The following is a 17,930-nucleotide window of genomic DNA, read 5'->3' as shown; positions in this document are numbered from 1 at the left end:
GAAGGCCCAAGCAATGGAAAGTAATGTCTGGCAGATTGTTGCTCTGTCGCTGCGGGTTGCCGGGATAGCGATTATTGTTGCTCTGCCAGTCGCCTTTCTTGTTGCGTGGATTCTTGCCCGGTTTAATTTTCCGGGCAAGTCTCTTGTGCAGGCCATTGTCACCATTCCGCTGGTTCTCCCGCCGGTGGTGACAGGTTATTTATTGTTGATCTGGTTTGGATCGCGTGGCGCGCTTGGAGTGCCGTTGCAGGAATGGCTCGGCCTTTCCTTTTCCTTCCGCTGGACCGGTGCAGCTCTTGCTGCAGGTGTCATGGCGTTTCCGCTGCTCGTTCGCCCTATTCGTCTTTCGATTGAGGGGCTTGATCGAGGGCTTGAAGAAGCAGCGCGCACGCTCGGCGCCAACAGGGTCATTGCTTTTTTCACGGTGATTTTGCCGCCTTTACTGCCGGGCATTCTGGCGGGTGCGGTGCTTGGTTTTGCCAAGGCGCTCGGCGAGTTCGGCGCGACCATCACGTTTGTTTCCAACATTCCGGGCGAAACGCAGACGCTTTCACTGGCGATCTATGCGCTTTTGCAGACGCCGACAGGCGACGCCGAAGCTTTCCGTCTGATAGCGATTTCTGCAGCCATTTCCATTGCTGCCGTGGTGTTGTCTGAATGGTTGCAGCGCAGGCTGGCGGGAGAAGCAAAATGAGCGGTCTTGAAGTTTCCGTCGCTGGCCGCAATGGCAAATTCGCGGTTGAAGCAGATTTTGCCGCCCGTTGGGGTGTCACGGCTCTGTTTGGCCATTCGGGCGCTGGCAAAACAACGCTTCTCAAGATGATTGCCGGAACGCTGCGTCCGGAAAGCGGGCGCATCGCAGTTGGTGATTTTACGCTTTTCGATGCCGAAAAGGGGATCAATCTGCCACCTGAAAAGCGCCGTATCGGTTATGTGTTTCAGGAAGCGCGGCTGTTTCCGCATATGAGTGTGAAGCGAAACCTCACTTATGCGCGCTGGGCCGGAAAACGCCAGAACAGCCGCAGCTTTGACGAGGTTGTGGCGCTGCTTGGTATCGATCACCTCTTGGATCGTCGTCCGGCAACTCTTTCGGGCGGCGAACGCCAGCGTGTGGCCATTGGTCGTGCGCTTTTGTCTGATCCAGCACTTTTGTTGTTGGATGAGCCGTTGTCCTCGCTGGATCATGCACGCAGGCAGGAGATTTTGCCCTTTATCGAGCGGCTTCGCGATGAATGCAATGTGCCGATCGTTTATGTCAGCCACGAAATTGACGAGGTTGCGCGCCTTGCTGATGAAATCGTTCTTCTATCGGGTGGCAAGGTGAAAGCCAGTGGCGAGGCTGCCGAGATCTTCCCGCTGATTGATGGGGACGGCGAGGGCGCTGGCGTGCTGCTGGAAGGCTCGGTTTCGGCTTATGATGAGCGCTACAAGCTTGCGGAAATCGATCTTGGCGGGACGACATTCCAGCTCAGCGATGCCGGGCTTAAACAGAACATGCATGTGCGTCTTCGGGTTCGCGCACGCGATGTCTCCATTGCGCGCAAGGCACCTGATGCGATCAGTATCCGCAACGTGTTGCCAGTTTCCATTGTGGCGATTGAAGCGGGAGAGGGCCCCAATGCCCACGTTGCGCTCGACTTTCAGGGGCGACGTCTGGGTGCGCGGCTGACGCGGCGTTCGGTCGATGATCTGGGCCTTGCAGTGGGCGATCAGGTCGTGGCGCTCGTCAAAGCGGTCTCCGTGGATCGCGCCGCAATAAGAGAGAAATGAGGGTGACAATTTTCCTGTTTGCGTAATCCACCTTTTATGCTCCTGTCTCTATTAGATGGGAGCATTAAATGACTGATTTGCGAGATTGGACACCACGCCCGAAGCCTGAACGCAAAGTGCTGGAAGGCCACTATGTCAGGCTCGAGCCACTGGATGCCGCCCGGCACGGTGACGAGCTGTTTTCGGCCTCTTCCGTTACTGATGCCGATCAGCGTTTCACATGGCTGTTCGAAGTTCCACCTGCAACGCGTGAAGCTTTTCAGCCGTGGCTCGAAAAAGTATCTGCGAGCGAAGATCCTTTGTTTTTTGCGGTCATCGACAAGGCCAGCGGTAAGGTCGCCGGTCGTCAGGCCTTGATGCGTATCGATCCGGTTCATGGTGCCATCGAGATCGGGAACATCTATTGGGGACCGATCATCTCGCGTAAACCCGCTGCCACCGAAGCGCAGTTCCTGTTCATGCAGTACATTTTCGATGAGCTGGGCTATCGCCGCTATGAGTGGAAATGCAACGATAGCAACGCGCCATCCAAGCGCGCGGCGGAACGTTTCGGCTTCCAGTTTGAGGGTACTTTCCGCCAGCATATGGTGACAAAGGGTAAAAACCGCGACACCGCATGGTTTTCGATCATCGACGCCGAATGGCCCGCGCTGAAACAAGCCTATCAGGCATGGCTTGAACGGACAAATTTTGATAGTGAGGGGCAGCAGAAAAAGAAACTCGAGGATTTCCGCAGTGGTGGCTGAACCGAAAAAGAGTAACCCGGCATTCGCCGCAGCCATTATCCTGGTCGGCTTCGGCGTGCTCGCCTATTATTTGCCGAGCATCATGATCGCTCTTGGCGAACGCTCGCATGTTGCGGCAGCTATTTTCGGAATATTGTTCGTACTCAGCTTTTTTGGAATATTCTGGCTGCGTTCGCGCCGCCAGAATAAGGACTAACCCACCAGCGAGGCACTGAGCAGCAGAGCGCCGGTCAGCGCAATAAATAGTGCTGCGCCCACTTCAATTGCTGCTTTCAGGTGACCTGACATGGCGCTGCTGCCCGCAAAGCGCAATGCCGTATTCTTGGCGGTTACGGCGAGGGTCGCGAGTATGGCGACGGTCAGGAATGTGCCGAAGGCCATCGCGAAGACCGAGAGCAAGCCACCAACCATCAGACCATTGAGAAGCGCGAAGGTGAGCACGATCAGCGCGCCGGAGCATGGGCGCAGGCCGACAGAGAAAATCGCCGACCATGCCGTCTTCCAGTTGAAATCGTCGCCAAGCGTCGATGGATCGGCAATATGGGCATTGCCGCAATCAGCGCAGATATCACCCTCACCGATGAAGACGTGATCTGTCGTGGTATTGGCGGGCTTGTAATTCAGCTTGACCGTGCTGCTTGCGGCGAGCGCACGTGTGCTTTGCGAAACGCTGCCCTGCCACGCTGGACCGCTGGCCATTGCCGTTTGCGGGGCTGCTGCAAAAAGTGCGCTTGTCGGTGAAGGTTCGGCACTGTCTCGCTTCTTGAATAGAAGTGGCAGTTTGCGCGCCAGAAGCCAGAGGCCGAAGAATAGCACCAGCCCGAAACTGGCAATCTCCATATAGCGCGCGGTCTGGTTCATCGAAATGCCGGTGCCACGCAGCACAAACCATGCCAGTCCGACGACAAAGACCGCCATGACCGCCTGAAGAAGCGACGAGATGAAGGACAGGAAGATGCCGCGTCTCAGCGCCGTTTCATTGGCGATCATGTAAGACGAAATGACCGCCTTGCCATGGCCGGGGCCAGCAGCATGGAAAATACCGTAAACGAAGGAAAGGCCAATCAGCACGGATGCCTGCCACGGGTCTTCACGCATGGCTTTAAGTGCATTGGTCATTGCGAGATAAAATGTGCGCTGCTGTTCATTCATCCAGAGAATGATATGCGCAAAAGGTCCGGTCGGTTTCATGGCGACTTCATTGGCACCGATGCCCAGAGATGATTGCGCCCAAGCTTGGGCGGCGATCAACACAAGGCTGACTGTGAGAATGAAACGGACCGTTTTTTTCATAAGGTTGATTATCCTTTTTTCTCGCAGTCTATCTCAAGGCGCGTGGCAAAAATCTTTGACATGTCTGTGCCTGCCGGATCATTGAAAAAGGCTTCCGTCAGCGTCCCCTGATTTTGCGCAAGCGCTTCATCGGGGTTAGGGCGAATGACCTCAGACTTGCAGCCTGCGGGCAGGCCTTTGACGACCAGCTCATTATCGCTCACATAATCAATGGCCGTATAAAAGGTCGGATCATAAACGCCGAAGCTGACCTTGTGTCCGGGTTCAAGCTTTAGCGGCTTTTCAGGCTTGCTGGTGAAAACGATCATCAGATGATTGTCGGAGAAGTCAGCTGCCAAGTCATTCGGACGTGCCATTTTAACATCTTTGCCATCGGCAAGCACGGTCTGGAAATATTTGAACTCGGCGATGGAGCTGTTGATGACATGGCCAAGATCAATCAGCTCATTCTTGTCGAGCTGCAAATCGCCATTCTTGTCGAACTCCATCAGCACGGTTGATGAAAACACATCATCGAAGCGCCAGATATGAGCAAGTTTCTCCACTGTGCCGTCCGGTGCAATTGTCAGTTCCAGCCTTGCATCGGCAAAGACATGCGGGTGCGCGCTCGCGGCCAGAGGCGCAAACACTGTCGCCAGTGTTACGGCAAGGCCAAGGGGGCTTTTCAGCCAAGAGCGCAAATTGAGCATATATGGATTCCGTGAAAGCTTATGCAAGCCATAAGGGTGAAGGCGGCGAAAGTGGGACAAGTGATACAGGTGCCGCCTTTTATACCGCGATCTTTTACAGTTTTGTGTCTTCGCGCAGTTCGCGTTCCTTAAACCATTGGGTCAGATAGTCGACCAGAGCGCGGATTTTGGCCGGCAGATAGCGACGATGCGGATAAACCGCGTAGATGCCGCCATCTCTCACAATGAATTCATCGAGGCAGGGAATGAGCCTGCCTCGCTCGATCTCTTCTTCGGCGATGAATGCTGGCAGGGAGCAAAAACCAAGCCCGGCAATGGCTGCAGTTTTGGTAGCAACAGGGCTATTGACCTCGATCGGGCCGTGAACGTTGACGGTCATCATCGAGCCGTCCGTATTGCGGAAATGCCAGTTGTTGCGTGAGCGTGCATTGGTGTCGATGATGCACGGCTTATCGGCAAGATCTTCGGGGCGTTCTGGCTTGCCCACGCGCGCGATCAGTTCAGGTGCGCCACACAGCACGGAATGGAACGGTGACAGCCTTTTGGCAATCAGAGAGGAGTCCTGCAGGCGCGTGATACGGATTGCGAGGTCAAAACCTTCTTCCACCAGATCGACAAAACGGTCATCCAACCGTACGTCGAGCACTATTTCCGGATGAGAGAGACAGAAATCGATCAGCGATTGCCCGATAACCGCATCGGCAAAGGTGCGTGGTGCTGAGAGTTTGATGCGGCCGCGTGCATCGGAACTGGTTTCACTGACGGCATCCTGCAACGCGTCAATTTCGCGAATGATCTCGATAGCGCGATGATAGTAGGTATGGCCTGCTTCAGTGAGCGAGAACTGTCGGGTTGTGCGGTTGAGCAGGCGTGCGCCAAGCTCATCTTCAAGTTCCCGCACATATTTGGAGAGCAGTGCCTTGGAACGCCCTATCTTTCTAGCGGCAGCGGAAAAGCCTTCCGCTTCGACCACATCGATAAATGCGCGCATACGTGTGAGGGTGTCCATGGCTCAGCCTTGTGTCTGAATAAGAATCTTTTGAGCGAGTGTGATCAGTGCGCGGTCACTGCCGCGTGGTCCGATGAAGGAAATGCCCATGGGCGCGCCGTGAACGGTTCCGAGCGGCACTGTAATCTGCGGCAAGCCTGAAAGAACGGAGAGGCAGAGAAGGCGTAGCGCCTGTTCGCGATAGGCCTGTAATGTCTCGAACGGCTCTTTGGCAAAAGGTGCGGCGCCCGGTACGGTTGGCAGCGCCAGTACCGCATTGTCACCGATGATTGTTTCCAATTCCTGAGTGAACCGCGTGCGACGGCTGCGGTGTTGCGCCAGGGCTTCTTCTGTGATTTCTGACCCGTAAGCAAAACGGTCGGCGACGCCGGGGCCGAGCTTGCGGTCACCTGATGAAATCCACGCGCCATGGGTTGCCCAGGCTTCTGCGCCCTGTATCTGACGAAAGGTGAGATATAACTCGTCTATCGAAAGCGTTGGCTGGCTGGCGGCCTTGAGACTTGCAAAATGTGGACGCACTTTCGCAAACATGGCGCGATAGCTGTCTGTTTCAGGATGATCGAGCAGCAGATGTTCCAGCAGCGGCATATAAAGAAGCTGCGAGAAGGCGAAAGTCTGCTTGTCCTCGCCGAGCAGAATCTTGCCGACTTTTTCATAAAGATCGATATCGCGCGCAAACCAACCTATCGTGTCGAGGGAAGGCGCAAGCGGCATGACACCTTCAAGCGGAATACGGCCGTGGGTGGTGCGCAGGCCAACAAGACCGCAGAAGCTGGCTGGTGCGCGGATTGAGCCTCCCGTATCGGAGCCGAGCGCAATATCCGCCAATCCACCTGCAACAGCTGCTGCAGAGCCGGATGATGAGCCACCCGTAACGCGGTCAGGGGCGGACGGATTTATGGGATAAGGGTAGTGGGAGTTCTGTCCCATCAGCGAAAAAGCCAGCTCGTCGGTCTGAGTTTTGCCGATGCAAGCGGCACCTGCTGCAAGCAGTTTTTCAACTGTCGGCGCTGATCTGGTGGCAACAGGTGATTCGGCTAAAATCTGCGGATTTCCGCAGCCGGTTTTCATTCCGGCCACATCATAGATGTCTTTGACCGCAAGAGTTGCACTTAGAAGGACGCCATGAGTTGCGTGAGCAGGCGCATTCTCAGTTTTCGCGATGATGGCGTTGAAGGAATCGAGGCGGGTCATTGTTCACGACTTGCTGCCGAAATCAGCATTTATGGTTAAAGAAAGGGAAATTAACGGGACGGATTGTTTCACTAATGTTGAACAATGGCAAGCGCACGCAGCAGCGAGTCAGCTTTAAAATTATTTTTGCGCACCCCGCATTTGTCATTGAATCAACACATGATTGAGATTATATCGCCCTTGCCCAAAGTCGCACGTGCCTGTGGGTGTCCGCCGATCCTCGAATGGTGAGGAATTCGGTACGGTACCTGGACCTAACCGCTCCAGTCGATCTGTAGGCCAACCGCCAGATCGAGGACATCTTGAAGCAACGACGGTGCGGGCCTTTCTGGTGTCTTTCGGCTGTCCAAAAGCCGGAATTACTGAAGAGGCACACCTTCATTGCCAAAAGTGCGGATGCGGTTCTCCAATTCCAATCCAAGGCAGACAAAGCGGAGTAACGCGGGTTTAGCGTTGTTCCACCGCCGCATGAGTTTTCGCGTGACCTCAGCATCTCCAAAGGCTGGCCTCACCGCGAATGCGCTTATGCATACTTTGTCTCTTAGAGAATTTCTTGGCCCATGGTGGGCTCGGTCAGATTCCCTAAGTGTTTTTTCTGCGCAATCTTTTTCTGGATTGCGCTCTAGATGCGGCAGATCAAGCCGCGCGGGAGAACGACCATGGCAACGCAGCGTATTATCGACTTCCTCAACACCCGCCGTCCCGATGGCCCTTGCCTCGTCGTCGACACCGATGTCGTGCGCGAAAACTATCAGAATTTTGAAAAGGCATTGCCTTACTCGCGCATTTTCTATGCTGTGAAAGCAAATCCAGCACCTGAAGTGTTGCGTCTCCTCGCATCGCTTGGCTCGTGCTTCGATACGGCATCGGTTGCCGAAATCGAAATGGCACTGGAAGCCGGTGCAACGCCAAACCGCATCTCTTATGGCAACACCATCAAAAAGGAGCGCGATATTGCGCGCGCCTTCGAGCTGGGCATTCGCCTCTATGCAGTTGATTGCGTTGAAGAAGTTGAAAAAGTCGCTCGCGCTGCTCCCGGCAGCCGTGTGTTCTGCCGTGTGCTGACCGATGGTGAAGGCGCTGAATGGCCGCTGTCACGCAAGTTCGGTTGCGTGCCTGCGATGGCTATCGACGTGCTGCGTCATGCAAAGTCGCTCGGCCTCGACTCTTACGGCGTATCGTTCCACGTCGGTTCGCAGCAGACAGACCTCTCTGCATGGGATCGCGCGCTCGGCGATGCAGCATCGGTATTCCGCACGCTGGCTGACGAAGGCATCGTTCTGCGCATGGTCAACATGGGCGGCGGTTTTCCTACCCGCTACCTCAAGGATGTACCGACCGCTCAGGCTTACGGCATGGCGATTTTCGATGCGCTTTCGAAGCATTTCGGCAACCGCATTCCGGAAACCATCATCGAACCAGGCCGTGGCATGGTTGGCAATGCAGGCGTCATCAAGACCGAAGTGGTTCTGGTTTCGCGTAAGTCGGACAACGACAATGTGCGTTGGGTCTATCTCGACATCGGCAAATTCGGCGGTCTCGCCGAAACCATGGATGAAGCGATCCGCTATCAGATCGTGACTCCTCATGATGGTGGCGAAACCGAACCTTGCGTGCTGGCTGGCCCAACCTGCGACAGTGCGGATGTTCTTTATGAAAAGACGCCGTATCCGCTGCCGGTTTCGCTGACCATCGGTGATGAAGTGCTCATCGAAGGCACAGGTGCATACACCACCACCTATTCGGCGGTGGCGTTCAACGGTTTTGAGCCGCTCCGATCATACGTCATCTGATCAATCGGGTTCTTCCCGATCGATCCTCTCAATCTGTCTGGTGTTGCAAGAGCATTTCCAGCAAAAGTGCGTAGCGGTTTTGCGTTGGATAATGCGACAAGCAAAAAGTTAGAGCGCATGGCGCTCCAACGCTGGGCAGGATGTGCGGCTGCCCATGCTTGGGGTGAGATGTCATGAACGCTAATCTGGAAATTCAGGAAAATATCGTAACCGGCCTGTCGCCGCTTTTTGCGCCTGCTTTCACCATTTCGGTCGAAGCTGTGGAGCACGCTGTCGCGCGCGAAGCTCTGCTTGATCGCGCTATGGGCGAAGGCCGTCGCAGAAAATCTTCTGAAAAGCTGCGCCGTGGTCGCCTGCCTGCGGAAGGTCTGGCTTTTTCCGCTGTTGGCGCGGATGGTTCGCTGGCAGGCACGGTGCGCCTGTGGAATGTCCAAGCCGGGCTTGATGCTTTCGGTTTTCCGGTTCCAGCTTTGCTGCTTGGTCCACTTGCAGTTGATCCATCGGCTGCGGGCTGTGGTATCGGTTCGGGGTTGATGAACTACGCGATCGCAGAAGCCAAACGGCTCGGCCATGGTGCTATTCTGCTTGTTGGTGATCCGGAATATTATGAACGCTTCGGTTTTTCAGCGAAACAGACCGCTGAACTTGCGATGCCTGGGCCGTTCGAAAAGCGGCGCTTTCTGGCAATTGAGCTGAAATCTGGCCATCTCGACGGAGCGCAGGGCATTTTGCGCGCAAGCGGCCGTAAGCTGCAGCGTGTTGAAACAGCTACGCGTCAGACAGCCTGACGCAGCGCTGGTTTGCGGAGACTGATCCTAGGACAAGCGCACCAGCCGTCCGAAGTTGCGGACGGCTGTAATGGCAAGACCTGCCAGAAGACCTGCGATCAGGCCTGCGATCACAATCAGCTTGCGCGAAGATCCAGCAGGATCAAGCGGTGGGCGTGCCTCAGAAATTACACGGACATTAGTGGTCGTGATGCCCTGCTGCTCGGTAGTTTCGCGTGAACGCAGGAGGAATGCTTCATATACGGAGCGCAGAGTTGAAGCTTCACGCTCCAGTTCCCGCAATTTCACCCGATCGTCATTGCTGTTGGCCTGCTGCGACTTGAGCTGTGCGAGGCGCGTATTGAGATCGCGTTCCTGCTGGGCAGAGCGTTGTACTTCGACCTGCAAGGACGCACGGATACGGCGCAGTTCGGCATCGATATCATTCAGGACGGTCTGCTTTTGCGACTGTAGTTGAATGAGTTGCGGGTGGCGCGGCCCAAGCTGAGTGGACGCTCCATTCGCGCTCTGGCTGGCCAGCGCATATTGCGCACGCAGTGCCGTCAGCGTGTTGGAACGCAGATCTTCCGGCAATGTACCGGAAATGACACTGCCCGTTGTCGCATCATTGAGAACCTGAACACGCGCCTGAAGACGCACGGTTTCGGCGCGCTGATTGGTGAGCTGATCATTCAGGCGTGTAAGATCGTTATCGCTGATCAGCTTGCCATCAACATCGACCAGATCACGTGACGCGCGAAAATCCGCTGTGGCCTGTTCCGCTTTCTCCACGCTTGCACGCATATCGGCGAGGCGCTTCGAAAGCTCTTCCGCATTACGGCGAGCGGCATCGGATTGGAGGGAGTCAAGCTCTGTCTGGAACACGGAACCGACGAGATTGGCAATTTCGGCCGATTTCTCAGGGCTGCGTGTCTTGACCGAAATCGAATAGATGAAGGTCTTGGCGTCGCGCCCGATCGTAAGGCTGTCGTAAAGATTATATAGAACGCGGGTTTCAAGTGCCTGACCCTCGCTCGCAGTATTTGGCTTAATCATGCCTTTAAGCTGCGCGAAAAAGCCGGCAATACCGGTGGGAACAAAACTGCCGTTGAACTCAGGATCTTTGGTCAGATCGGCCTGACTAATGACCTTGAGCAAAACACTGCTCGAATCAAGCAATCGCGCCTGGCTTTCAGCAATCGCCAGCGATGCATCGGTGGGCAATTGTCCCGGGGTCAGTTCGGTGCCCACGGTCTTGATGCTGCGCGGGTCGACCAGAATATCAGTCGAAGCAACATACATTTGTGGGATCGTCATAGCGTAGAGAGCTGCTGCAATGCCGCCGATCAGCGTCGTCGCAATCAGCAATTTGCGCGCGCCTTTGACGACTTCAATCGCTATGCGTGGATCGATAAGTGGCTTCCATTCGGTGTTCGACGCATCGCGCTTTGCGGGCCATGTATCATCCGTGACGATGGCTTTCGGTTCCGATGCGCTGACTTTGGCCACTTCATCCTTGGACGAACTGGCGCTCTGTTCGCGTTCCGCTATCTTGCGCTCAAGCTCCGCCTTTATCGAAGCCATACGACTGCGAAGCTCGGAAACTTCTTTTTCTTCCGCAGCTTTGCTTTCCTGCTGGGAGCGGAAAAGTTCTGCGCGTTCCTCAGGAGTGGCAGGGGGGGTCCATGGTGGAGTGATGGGGGGAGTGATAGATTGAGGGTCACGTTTGGACGTGTCAGATTCTTCGCGGCTTGTCTCGGGCGCGTCTGAAAATGCAAGAAGAGGCTTTTCCTCTCTTCCCTTATTGCGCTTGTCATTACCGCTCATCGTCAAAGATGTCCGTACCCCAGAATAGTCTACATGCTTTCGACTATAGGTTTTTTATGGAGAACAAATGGTTAAAATACGCATCGATTATCGGGTTAGTGCTTTTTAATTAAGTCTTTTTCGCTAAGTATCGCTCTATGGTCGACATATGCGGCTTAACAAGCAATAGGTAATATAAAGACGAGGCCCTTGGTTGATCGCGAAAGCCCTCCAGAAACTATCGGGTAGCCGAGGCTCAGTCGTGCGGGACTATTTCTCGCTCTTTTCTGGCTCTGCCGGGCGACTGGTTGTTTCCCTTCTTTATTTTATCGCACTTGCCAACACCTTGCCGACTGGAGACTTCGGTATCTTTGCCACCGCCTCAGGCACTGGTGTGGTTCTGTCGCGCCTTGTTTCACTGGGGTTCAGCTCGCCGCTTTATCGCATCTCGACAGTGAAGCCGCTGTTGCTTGGCACATATACAGCCGGTTATTTGGCGGCGGTTCTTGTTTCCCTGCCGCTTTTTGCGCTCTGTTCGTGGCTGGTTTACTTCGTCTTCTTCAGCCGGGACATTTCATTTTTGCCGTTCGCAGTTGTCGTCATTGCCGAAGCGCTTTTGTGGCGCTCGACGGAAATGATCATCATCGTCAATAACGGGCTGCGTCGGTTTGGCATTTCAGCGTTGCTTGTGATTTTCGGAACTGTAACGCGTGCTGTTGCTGCGGTCTTGTTCATGTTTCTGGCGACAACCCATGATGTTGCGCATTGGGCATGGTGGTATCTGGCGGCCAACGCCATGGCACTGATTGTCGCGCTTCGATTCTATCCACGGGTGAAATTGCGTTTTGAACCGCGCCTTTATGCCCGGCGTATATCTGATTCCATTGCTGTAATGGGTGCCGAGCTTTTGTTCTATATCCAGAGCGAACTCGACAAGCTTCTGGTGCTGAGCATCGGTGGGCCAACGACGGCGGGCATCTATGCGATTATCATGCGCCTTGTAGATTTGACGGCACTGCCGATCCGTTCCTTCAATATGATGCTTGTGCAGAAGCTAATGCGCACGCCCGATATGCTGGCATCGCTGCGCATCAGGGCCGGGTTGGAATTTGCGGTCTTTGCCATATCGGTGGCAGGTCTGGGCGCAATGGTGATCTTCCTGCAATTCTTCCCGAAAGCGCTGGGTGCCAGCGTCGCGCCAATTGTCGGGCTGCTGCCATTGGTGTTGCTGGTGCCGGGGTTCCGTAACCTGATCGAGTATCAGACAGAGATTCTCTATGCGCGTGGTCAGTCTGGTCTGCGCACATTGAACATGGTGCTGATGACTGCAGCCAAAGCTTTGTTCGTGTGGCTTCTGTTGATTTACTATGGTGACAGCAATGACTGGATTGCTGGTCTCAATTTCGTATTTGCGGGGATTTATATCCTGTCGCTGGTTTTCACCTATACGAGCATCAAGCGCCCCGCGAAGCGGGTGTAAAAGCCGGAACGCTTACGATGAGCGCTCCGGTTTCCTACGATTTCAACCACCTATGATGCGGCGGATATCATTGACCGACAGGCTGAGGAAGGACTGCATTCCGATGGCAACCTGATGCGGTTCCATCTCGGCAATGAAAGTCCGGAATTCTTCTTCCGTTGGCGGTGGTGCAAACCACTGCATACGGCACAGATCATGTGTGTCGTGAAAGTGGCCTGCACCTTCAAGAACATCATCGACATAGTGGCCGTAGATAAAACATTCCGAGAAGCGGCGGACATTGCCGATAGCCGCCACCCAATGCTGACCAGTGTGCTTTTCGATGCGCTCGCACATGCCGACAACTGAATCTCTGCGCCATGAAACAAGCTGGCCGATATAGTCATTCAGCGCGCTTTTACCATTTTTGACGCCAAGAAGCTTTCCGGCATTTTCCGCCCATACCGGATGCTCCGGCCATTCGGGATTAGCCAGCGCATTGGGTCGATAGAACAGGCGCAGTTTGTCCCCTTCCCACAACTTGCTGCAGTCGAAGGCGCGAACAAATGCCGTATCGGAATCGGTATAGAGAAGCCCGTCTTCTTCGACCTTGCTGGCCAGCGCAATACGCCGCAACTGCTGGACATGCCAGCCGCGCAAAGGCTTGGTTTTAAACGACAACCAGACACGACGGCGACCAAGATAGGTCGGATCAGGAAATGGACGAATCCATGAAGGCAGCAAATCACGTTCGTCGATGACGATGCGGTTTGCGCTCTCGATCTGCCGGAACAGGGCTACATCTTTGCTATCGACCAGGATGTAATGCTTCGTGAAACCGGTGACATGCTTGTCCATGGTTTCGCATAGGAGCTTGCAACGCTCAAAGTCCTGATCCCAGCTTGCAGTGACAATAGCTGTCTTCAAGGTTTACCCCCTGACAGCTTCTCCTTGGCAACGCGCCAGAGGAAAATCGGATTTCCGACGAGATAGCGCTTTGCCAGACGACGAGGCTCCTGCAACAGGCGGTGTACCCATTCCATTTTGAGTGTGCGGACCCAATGTGGTGCGCGCTGTACGCGACCGGTATGCAGGTCGAACAAGGCGCCGACAGCGCTTGCAATCGTGCAGTGTTCCGCCGTGATGTATTTGTCGATAAATAGTTCCTGCCGTGGGACGCCCATGGCGACCAGCAACATATCCGGACGATAATCGGCAAGCTGACTGAGGATGCCATCAATGTCAGCTGGCTTGAAATATCCGTCTGAGATCACGCGAAAATTATGCTGTGGTATTTGCTGTTTGAAAAGTTGTGCGGCTTCCGCAGCAACGCCAGGACCACCACCGAGAAGGGCGACGTTCATCGGGCGTTTGATGTGTTCCATCAGGCCCGGGATGAAATCCGTACCGTTCAGATTGGCCGGGAATTTCTCGCCATAGGCAACTTTGCTGGCGATATCGACGCCAATACCATCAGGCAGAATCAGGAAATCTTTCAAAGCAGTCATATAGGCCGGATCTTCATGCGCTATATTGGCATTGTTGGCATTAAGCCAGCCCTGCTTCATGAATTCGCGGTTTTCGATCCGCTTTTTGAAATAGGCGAACGAACTGTCCCAGTCGAAACAGACAACCTTGATGCCGAGAATATTTCGATATTCGAGTTTTTCGGGTGAACTATTCGTCATGTCAGTCTGCTTTTCCTGTCACATCCTGAAGTGTTTTAAGGCCTCGGGCAATCGCGCTGTCCATGCCTTTGATTTGTGCCTGTTTGAAGGCTTTGCCATCCAGTTTTTGACCGTCACCGTCGCTTATTACTTTTAGACGCTCAATAACAGCTGCTGCAAATTCCGCGGGCTTATCGGCAATCGTGCAATTTGCCGGAATATTGCCAATGCCACGGACCGAATGTGCAGTCGCGACGCTCGGCATGCCAAGTTCAAATGTCTCGATTGTTTTGAGCTGAACGCCAGTACCCGCACGACTGATCAGTGGTACAAGCTTCCCACTTTCTACAAACGCGGTCGCGTCAGGCACTTTGCCGACAAAATTGACGCCGGGCCATGCCGCAATCAAATCAGCCGGTGTATTTCCAGCAATCGCTATTGAAATGTCTTTCGGCAGCAATGGTTTTACTTCGCGCAAAAACCATTCAAGTCCGATGCGATTCGGGTGCCATGTCCATGTCCCGATCAGCGCCAGATCATATTTCGCCGATGGCGCCTTTGTGGCAGCACCGTTCCCTGGCATGACAAGCGGTAATGTCGCAAATTTTTCGGTGCTGAGGCCCAGCGCCGGACCGTCATCTTCCGCGAATGTGAAAACGAAACTCGCCTGTTTGCAAAGCCTGTTTTCCAGTCTTTTCAGAATGCGGGCTTCGCGACCGAACAGGAATTTCTGAACCTTGCCTTTGGCGTCTGCAGCATTTTCTTCTGCCGAACGATATTCGACATTATGTGCAACAAACAGCGATGGCTTGTTCTTAAAGATTTCTTCGAAGGCACCGGGCAGCGTGACACCGTTGAGGACATAGGCATCGAATTCGCCAAGTTCGGTGATCGCATTGTGCAATTCGATAGCAGAAATCACGCGCAATTTTGCCGAGGAGACCGTAAGCCCAGTGAGAAAGGATTTCAGCACCCATCCGATCTTGCGCTTGATGCCTGCACCTTCCGTGCGTACTTCCACCTCACCAAGCACGATTGTATCAGCACTTTCGGCAGCTTTATGTCCCGGCCACGTAAAACCCAACACGGTCACATGGGCACCTGCGCGACGAAGACCATCGATGACAGCGGCATTCGCAACTTCATAACCCGTTGACGCGACGGTATGAGGAACAAGTGACGTCACGAAGACAAGACGAAACGGTTGCAATTCAACTCCTGACGGCTCTTAATGAATGTTTATTGAAGATAGTGTCTACAGCCATGCGGTGAACTTTTCTTTAAGCGTTTATCAATAGTGGCAAGATAAACATAAAATCATAATTCTCTGAAATAATCGGAAGCTGAGATGCCAGATTTACCGGATCATATTGAAGTAATCGCTAAAACACCTGGTCTCGCCTATGACGAGATCGACATCGTCGTTTCGCTCCCGACATTTATGCGGCCCGAGCATCTGATACGCACGCTGGACACACTGAATGCACAGACCACCAAGCGTAAATGGGCTGTCGTTGTGATCGAGAACGAAACCGAAAAGAAGGAAGGCGCAACCGTTGCTGCCCCGCTTTTCGAAGCCGGTAAATATCGGGGTATGCTGATCGGTGAATCCCATCGCGGCAATTGCAACGCCTATAATGCTGGCTGGCTGACCGCGACTAAGTTTTTCCCGAATTTTAAATATGTCATCGTGATCGACGATGACGAACTGGCTGATCCTGACTGGATCGAAAACATGGTTTCGACCGCTGAGCGTTATAACGTTAGCCTGGTTGGCGGTCCGCAGTATCCGATTTTTGAAAAGCCGAATTCGGAACAGTGGGCAAAACATCCGGTCTTCCTACCGCATTATACTAAGACAGGCCCGGTTCCGATTATCTATTCGTCGGGCAATCTGCTGATTGCGCGCCCTGTGCTTGAAGCGCATGGTTATCCGTTTATGGATCTGAAGTTCAACTTCACCGGCGGCGGCGATTCTGACTTCTTGTCCCGCTCAATCGCTAAGGGCTTCAAAGTTGCCTGGTGTGCGGAAGGTATCGTGCGCGAAACCATTCCGGCACGTCGTCTCGAAAACGACTGGATCAGATCACGCGGCTTGCGCAACGGCGTTCTTTCGACCTTGATTGAACAGCGCAAGCGCAAGGACGAGCCACTCGGTCAGGTGCGCGTGTTCCTCAAGAGCCTCGCGCTTCTGGCTTATTCGCCGATCAAGGCTGTGAGAAGAGGTGTTGCCGCTGGTTTTGCACCTGTTGGTACCTACTTCATCCATATCGGTCTGGGCCGGGTGATGGCGCATTTTGGATATTTGAATGAGCAGTATCGCAACCCGGACAAGAACTAGTTCTGGTTCGTCCGATCCGATGCGAGTGACGATGCGTAAGACTGCGCTCGTCACCGCGACGGTCATATTCTGCATACTGCTGATTTCTTTTCGTCCGTTTTCACCGGCCGTTCCTGCCGATGGACAGCAGGCGGGTGATGCTGTCAATCAGCTCGGCTTTGGCCTTGTCGGGACCATTGCATTGGCGTCGCTTGCAATGTTTGCCGATCCTGGCAAGGTTTTGCGGCTTGTCAGTCTTGGCTGGCTTCTGATGTTCGGCCTTTTGCTGGCTTCAGCCTTCGTCAGTCCCGATCCGTCGACCGCCATTCGCGGCATCATGCTGACGCTGATCGGTGTTCTGGCTATCGTCGCTGTTCTTGCACTGCCCCAGGATGCAGATGGTTATTCGTGGATGCTGCTTGTTGTGGCATCTATTGTTATTCTCATTTCCTATGCTGGTGTAGTGCTTTTGCCCAATCTTGGCACGCATGGTGTTGACGCTGGCGAGCCGCAGAATTCATTTCTGTGGCGTGGTGTTTTCACCCACAAGAACATCGCCGGGCCCGTCATGGCGATTTTCGCTTTTGCGGGCATTTATCTCTGGCGGCGTGGCTGGCGGATCAGCGGGGCATTGATTGCATTGCTTGCGTTGTTCTTTGTCGTCCATACAGGCTCAAAGACCACTGCTGCTCTGGTGCCATTCGCAATGCTGCTGGTCATCGGCCCAGGCATGTTTGGTATGCGCGGACTGGCACCTCTGATGATTTTTGCTCTTCAGGTGGTGTTTGCTCTCTTCACCATTGGCACAGTGCTGTTTGAGCCATTGCATCAGATTGTTATGCAATTCTCGGTCGATCCGACATTTACAGGGCGCACATCGATTTGGGCCTTTGCGATAGAGGCATTGCATAACCGCCCATGGACCGGATTTGGCTATGAGAGCTTTTGGGGTGCCGAGCGCGTCAAGGAGGCAGCGAAACCTTATTATCTCGACTGGGATGTGCGCGGCATCGTGCACGGCCACAACGGCTATCTCGATATAACGCTTTCGATGGGGCTCATTGGTCTTATCTGCGCGATTGTCGTGATCATCATCATGCCGCTGGTCAATTATATGCGGTGCAGGCCGACGCGCGAAAATCTGCTTCTCGCGGATTTCTTTCTGATGTTTGTGTTTTTCGGCACGCTCAACGCGATGCTTGAAAGCTTCTTCTTCCGTCGCATGGACCCGGTCTGGCTCATGCTCATCTTTGCGATTTTTGGCCTGCGCATGACAGCCAAAGTCACCATCCCAAAACGGTCTGTCTAGAGCGGTTCCTGTTGAAAAAGAATCGTAGGAACCGCTCTATCTTTTTGTTTTTACGCATTATCCTACGCAAAACCGCTTCGCACTTTTGCTGGAAATGCTCTAATTGGA

General features: G+C 54.0%; 17 protein-coding genes. 9 read left to right on the top strand and 8 right to left on the bottom strand.

Annotation, left to right across the window (positions count from 1 at the left end; genetic code table 11):
• Positions 1-13: 13 nt before the first annotated feature.
• From modB to ACSME1_RS12190, 4 genes are all read left to right on the top strand, one after another.
• Positions 14-694: a molybdate ABC transporter permease subunit gene (modB, locus tag ACSME1_RS12205; protein WP_024895945.1), complete on the top strand. Its 681-nt coding sequence runs from the start codon at positions 14-16 to the stop codon at positions 692-694.
• Positions 691-1,770, top strand: a complete 1,080-nt coding sequence (gene modC, locus ACSME1_RS12200) for a molybdenum ABC transporter ATP-binding protein (RefSeq protein ID WP_024895944.1) — start codon at positions 691-693, stop codon at positions 1,768-1,770. The genes modB and modC overlap by 4 nt, the downstream gene beginning before the upstream one ends.
• A gap of 68 nt (positions 1,771-1,838) precedes the next feature.
• Positions 1,839-2,516 carry a GNAT family N-acetyltransferase gene (locus tag ACSME1_RS12195; RefSeq protein WP_024895943.1) on the top strand — a complete coding sequence of 226 codons (678 nt, stop codon included), beginning with the start codon at positions 1,839-1,841 and terminating at the stop codon, positions 2,514-2,516.
• Positions 2,509-2,712: a hypothetical protein gene (locus tag ACSME1_RS12190; RefSeq protein ID WP_024895942.1), complete on the top strand. Its 204-nt coding sequence runs from the start codon at positions 2,509-2,511 to the stop codon at positions 2,710-2,712. Before ACSME1_RS12195 ends, ACSME1_RS12190 begins: the two co-directional genes overlap by 8 nt.
• Here the strand turns inward: ACSME1_RS12190 and ACSME1_RS12185 are convergent.
• From ACSME1_RS12185 to ACSME1_RS12170, 4 genes are all read right to left on the bottom strand, one after another.
• The gene (locus ACSME1_RS12185) at positions 2,709-3,809 is read right to left on the bottom strand and encodes a nickel/cobalt transporter (RefSeq protein WP_024895941.1); all 1,101 of its coding nucleotides are present in this window, start codon (positions 3,807-3,809) and stop codon (positions 2,709-2,711) included. The two genes, ACSME1_RS12190 and ACSME1_RS12185, sit on opposite strands and share 4 nt — an antisense overlap.
• Before the next feature lie 8 nt (positions 3,810-3,817).
• Positions 3,818-4,498: a DUF1007 family protein gene (locus ACSME1_RS12180; RefSeq protein WP_024895940.1), complete on the bottom strand. Its 681-nt coding sequence runs from the start codon at positions 4,496-4,498 to the stop codon at positions 3,818-3,820.
• Between the two features lie 94 nt (positions 4,499-4,592).
• On the bottom strand, positions 4,593-5,507 hold the full coding sequence (locus tag ACSME1_RS12175) for a LysR family transcriptional regulator (protein WP_435655273.1): 915 nt from the start codon (positions 5,505-5,507) through the stop codon (positions 4,593-4,595).
• Between the two features lie 3 nt (positions 5,508-5,510).
• The gene (locus tag ACSME1_RS12170; protein ID WP_435655272.1) at positions 5,511-6,701 is read right to left on the bottom strand and encodes an amidase; all 1,191 of its coding nucleotides are present in this window, start codon (positions 6,699-6,701) and stop codon (positions 5,511-5,513) included.
• Between the two features lie 659 nt (positions 6,702-7,360).
• Between ACSME1_RS12170 and odc2 the strand changes: the two genes are divergently transcribed.
• Both odc2 and ACSME1_RS12160 read left to right on the top strand, forming a co-directional pair.
• The gene (odc2, locus tag ACSME1_RS12165; RefSeq protein WP_128094125.1) at positions 7,361-8,494 is read left to right on the top strand and encodes an ornithine/lysine decarboxylase; all 1,134 of its coding nucleotides are present in this window, start codon (positions 7,361-7,363) and stop codon (positions 8,492-8,494) included.
• Between the two features lie 173 nt (positions 8,495-8,667).
• Positions 8,668-9,282, top strand: a complete 615-nt coding sequence (locus ACSME1_RS12160) for a GNAT family N-acetyltransferase (protein WP_435655271.1) — start codon at positions 8,668-8,670, stop codon at positions 9,280-9,282.
• Positions 9,283-9,309: 27 nt separating this feature from the next.
• Here ACSME1_RS12160 and ACSME1_RS12155 read toward each other — a convergent pair whose 3' ends face one another.
• Positions 9,310-11,088, bottom strand: a complete 1,779-nt coding sequence (locus ACSME1_RS12155) for a GumC family protein (protein ID WP_435655270.1) — start codon at positions 11,086-11,088, stop codon at positions 9,310-9,312.
• Positions 11,089-11,281: 193 nt separating this feature from the next.
• Between ACSME1_RS12155 and ACSME1_RS12150 the strand changes: the two genes are divergently transcribed.
• Positions 11,282-12,547, top strand: a complete 1,266-nt coding sequence (locus ACSME1_RS12150) for a lipopolysaccharide biosynthesis protein (RefSeq protein WP_435655269.1) — start codon at positions 11,282-11,284, stop codon at positions 12,545-12,547.
• Positions 12,548-12,589: 42 nt separating this feature from the next.
• On the opposite strand, the gene ACSME1_RS12145 is transcribed toward ACSME1_RS12150, so the two are convergent.
• From ACSME1_RS12145 to ACSME1_RS12135, 3 genes are read right to left on the bottom strand one after another with little or no spacing between them, the layout of a single operon-like run.
• On the bottom strand, positions 12,590-13,453 hold the full coding sequence (locus ACSME1_RS12145; RefSeq protein ID WP_132229538.1) for a DUF6492 family protein: 864 nt from the start codon (positions 13,451-13,453) through the stop codon (positions 12,590-12,592).
• Positions 13,450-14,214 (bottom strand): WecB/TagA/CpsF family glycosyltransferase, encoded by a 765-nt coding sequence (locus ACSME1_RS12140; RefSeq protein ID WP_435655268.1) that lies wholly within the window; start codon positions 14,212-14,214, stop codon positions 13,450-13,452. Before ACSME1_RS12140 ends, ACSME1_RS12145 begins: the two co-directional genes overlap by 4 nt.
• A gap of 1 nt (position 14,215) precedes the next feature.
• On the bottom strand, positions 14,216-15,403 hold the full coding sequence (locus ACSME1_RS12135) for a glycosyltransferase (RefSeq protein ID WP_435655267.1): 1,188 nt from the start codon (positions 15,401-15,403) through the stop codon (positions 14,216-14,218).
• A 138-nt stretch (positions 15,404-15,541) separates the two neighbouring features.
• Here ACSME1_RS12135 and ACSME1_RS12130 point away from each other — a divergent pair, with 138 nt between their 5' ends.
• Both ACSME1_RS12130 and ACSME1_RS12125 read left to right on the top strand, forming a co-directional pair.
• Positions 15,542-16,534: a glycosyltransferase family 2 protein gene (locus tag ACSME1_RS12130; RefSeq protein WP_024895930.1), complete on the top strand. Its 993-nt coding sequence runs from the start codon at positions 15,542-15,544 to the stop codon at positions 16,532-16,534.
• Entirely contained in the window at positions 16,503-17,822 is a 1,320-nt protein-coding gene (locus tag ACSME1_RS12125) for an O-antigen ligase family protein (RefSeq protein WP_435655266.1), read from the top strand. Before ACSME1_RS12130 ends, ACSME1_RS12125 begins: the two co-directional genes overlap by 32 nt.
• The last annotated feature ends 108 nt before the right edge of the window (positions 17,823-17,930 follow it).

Origin of the sequence: Brucella pituitosa (assembly GCF_965577835.1) — a bacterium.
Lineage (GTDB): Bacteria > Pseudomonadota > Alphaproteobacteria > Rhizobiales > Rhizobiaceae > Brucella > Brucella pituitosa.
Note: the sequence above shows the minus strand (reverse complement) of the source record. Positions and strands in the feature narration are given on the sequence as shown.

Excerpts from the sequence above, each read along its gene's own strand:
- ACSME1_RS12195 (WP_024895943.1), top strand. The coding sequence starts at position 1,839 with ATGACTGATTTGCGAGATTGGACACCACGCCCGAAGCCTGAACGCAAA.
- ACSME1_RS12170 (WP_435655272.1), bottom strand. The coding sequence starts at position 6,701 with ATGACCCGCCTCGATTCCTTCAACGCCATCATCGCGAAAACTGAGAAT.
- ACSME1_RS12180 (WP_024895940.1), bottom strand. The coding sequence starts at position 4,498 with ATGCTCAATTTGCGCTCTTGGCTGAAAAGCCCCCTTGGCCTTGCCGTA.
- ACSME1_RS12130 (WP_024895930.1), top strand. The coding sequence starts at position 15,542 with ATGCCAGATTTACCGGATCATATTGAAGTAATCGCTAAAACACCTGGT.
- modB (WP_024895945.1), top strand. The coding sequence starts at position 14 with ATGGAAAGTAATGTCTGGCAGATTGTTGCTCTGTCGCTGCGGGTTGCC.
- modC (WP_024895944.1), top strand. The coding sequence starts at position 691 with ATGAGCGGTCTTGAAGTTTCCGTCGCTGGCCGCAATGGCAAATTCGCG.
- ACSME1_RS12155 (WP_435655270.1), bottom strand. The coding sequence starts at position 11,088 with ATGAGCGGTAATGACAAGCGCAATAAGGGAAGAGAGGAAAAGCCTCTT.
- ACSME1_RS12125 (WP_435655266.1), top strand. The coding sequence starts at position 16,503 with ATGAGCAGTATCGCAACCCGGACAAGAACTAGTTCTGGTTCGTCCGAT.
- ACSME1_RS12140 (WP_435655268.1), bottom strand. The coding sequence starts at position 14,214 with ATGACGAATAGTTCACCCGAAAAACTCGAATATCGAAATATTCTCGGC.
- ACSME1_RS12185 (WP_024895941.1), bottom strand. The coding sequence starts at position 3,809 with ATGAAAAAAACGGTCCGTTTCATTCTCACAGTCAGCCTTGTGTTGATC.
- ACSME1_RS12175 (WP_435655273.1), bottom strand. The coding sequence starts at position 5,507 with ATGGACACCCTCACACGTATGCGCGCATTTATCGATGTGGTCGAAGCG.
- odc2 (WP_128094125.1), top strand. The coding sequence starts at position 7,361 with ATGGCAACGCAGCGTATTATCGACTTCCTCAACACCCGCCGTCCCGAT.
- ACSME1_RS12160 (WP_435655271.1), top strand. The coding sequence starts at position 8,668 with ATGAACGCTAATCTGGAAATTCAGGAAAATATCGTAACCGGCCTGTCG.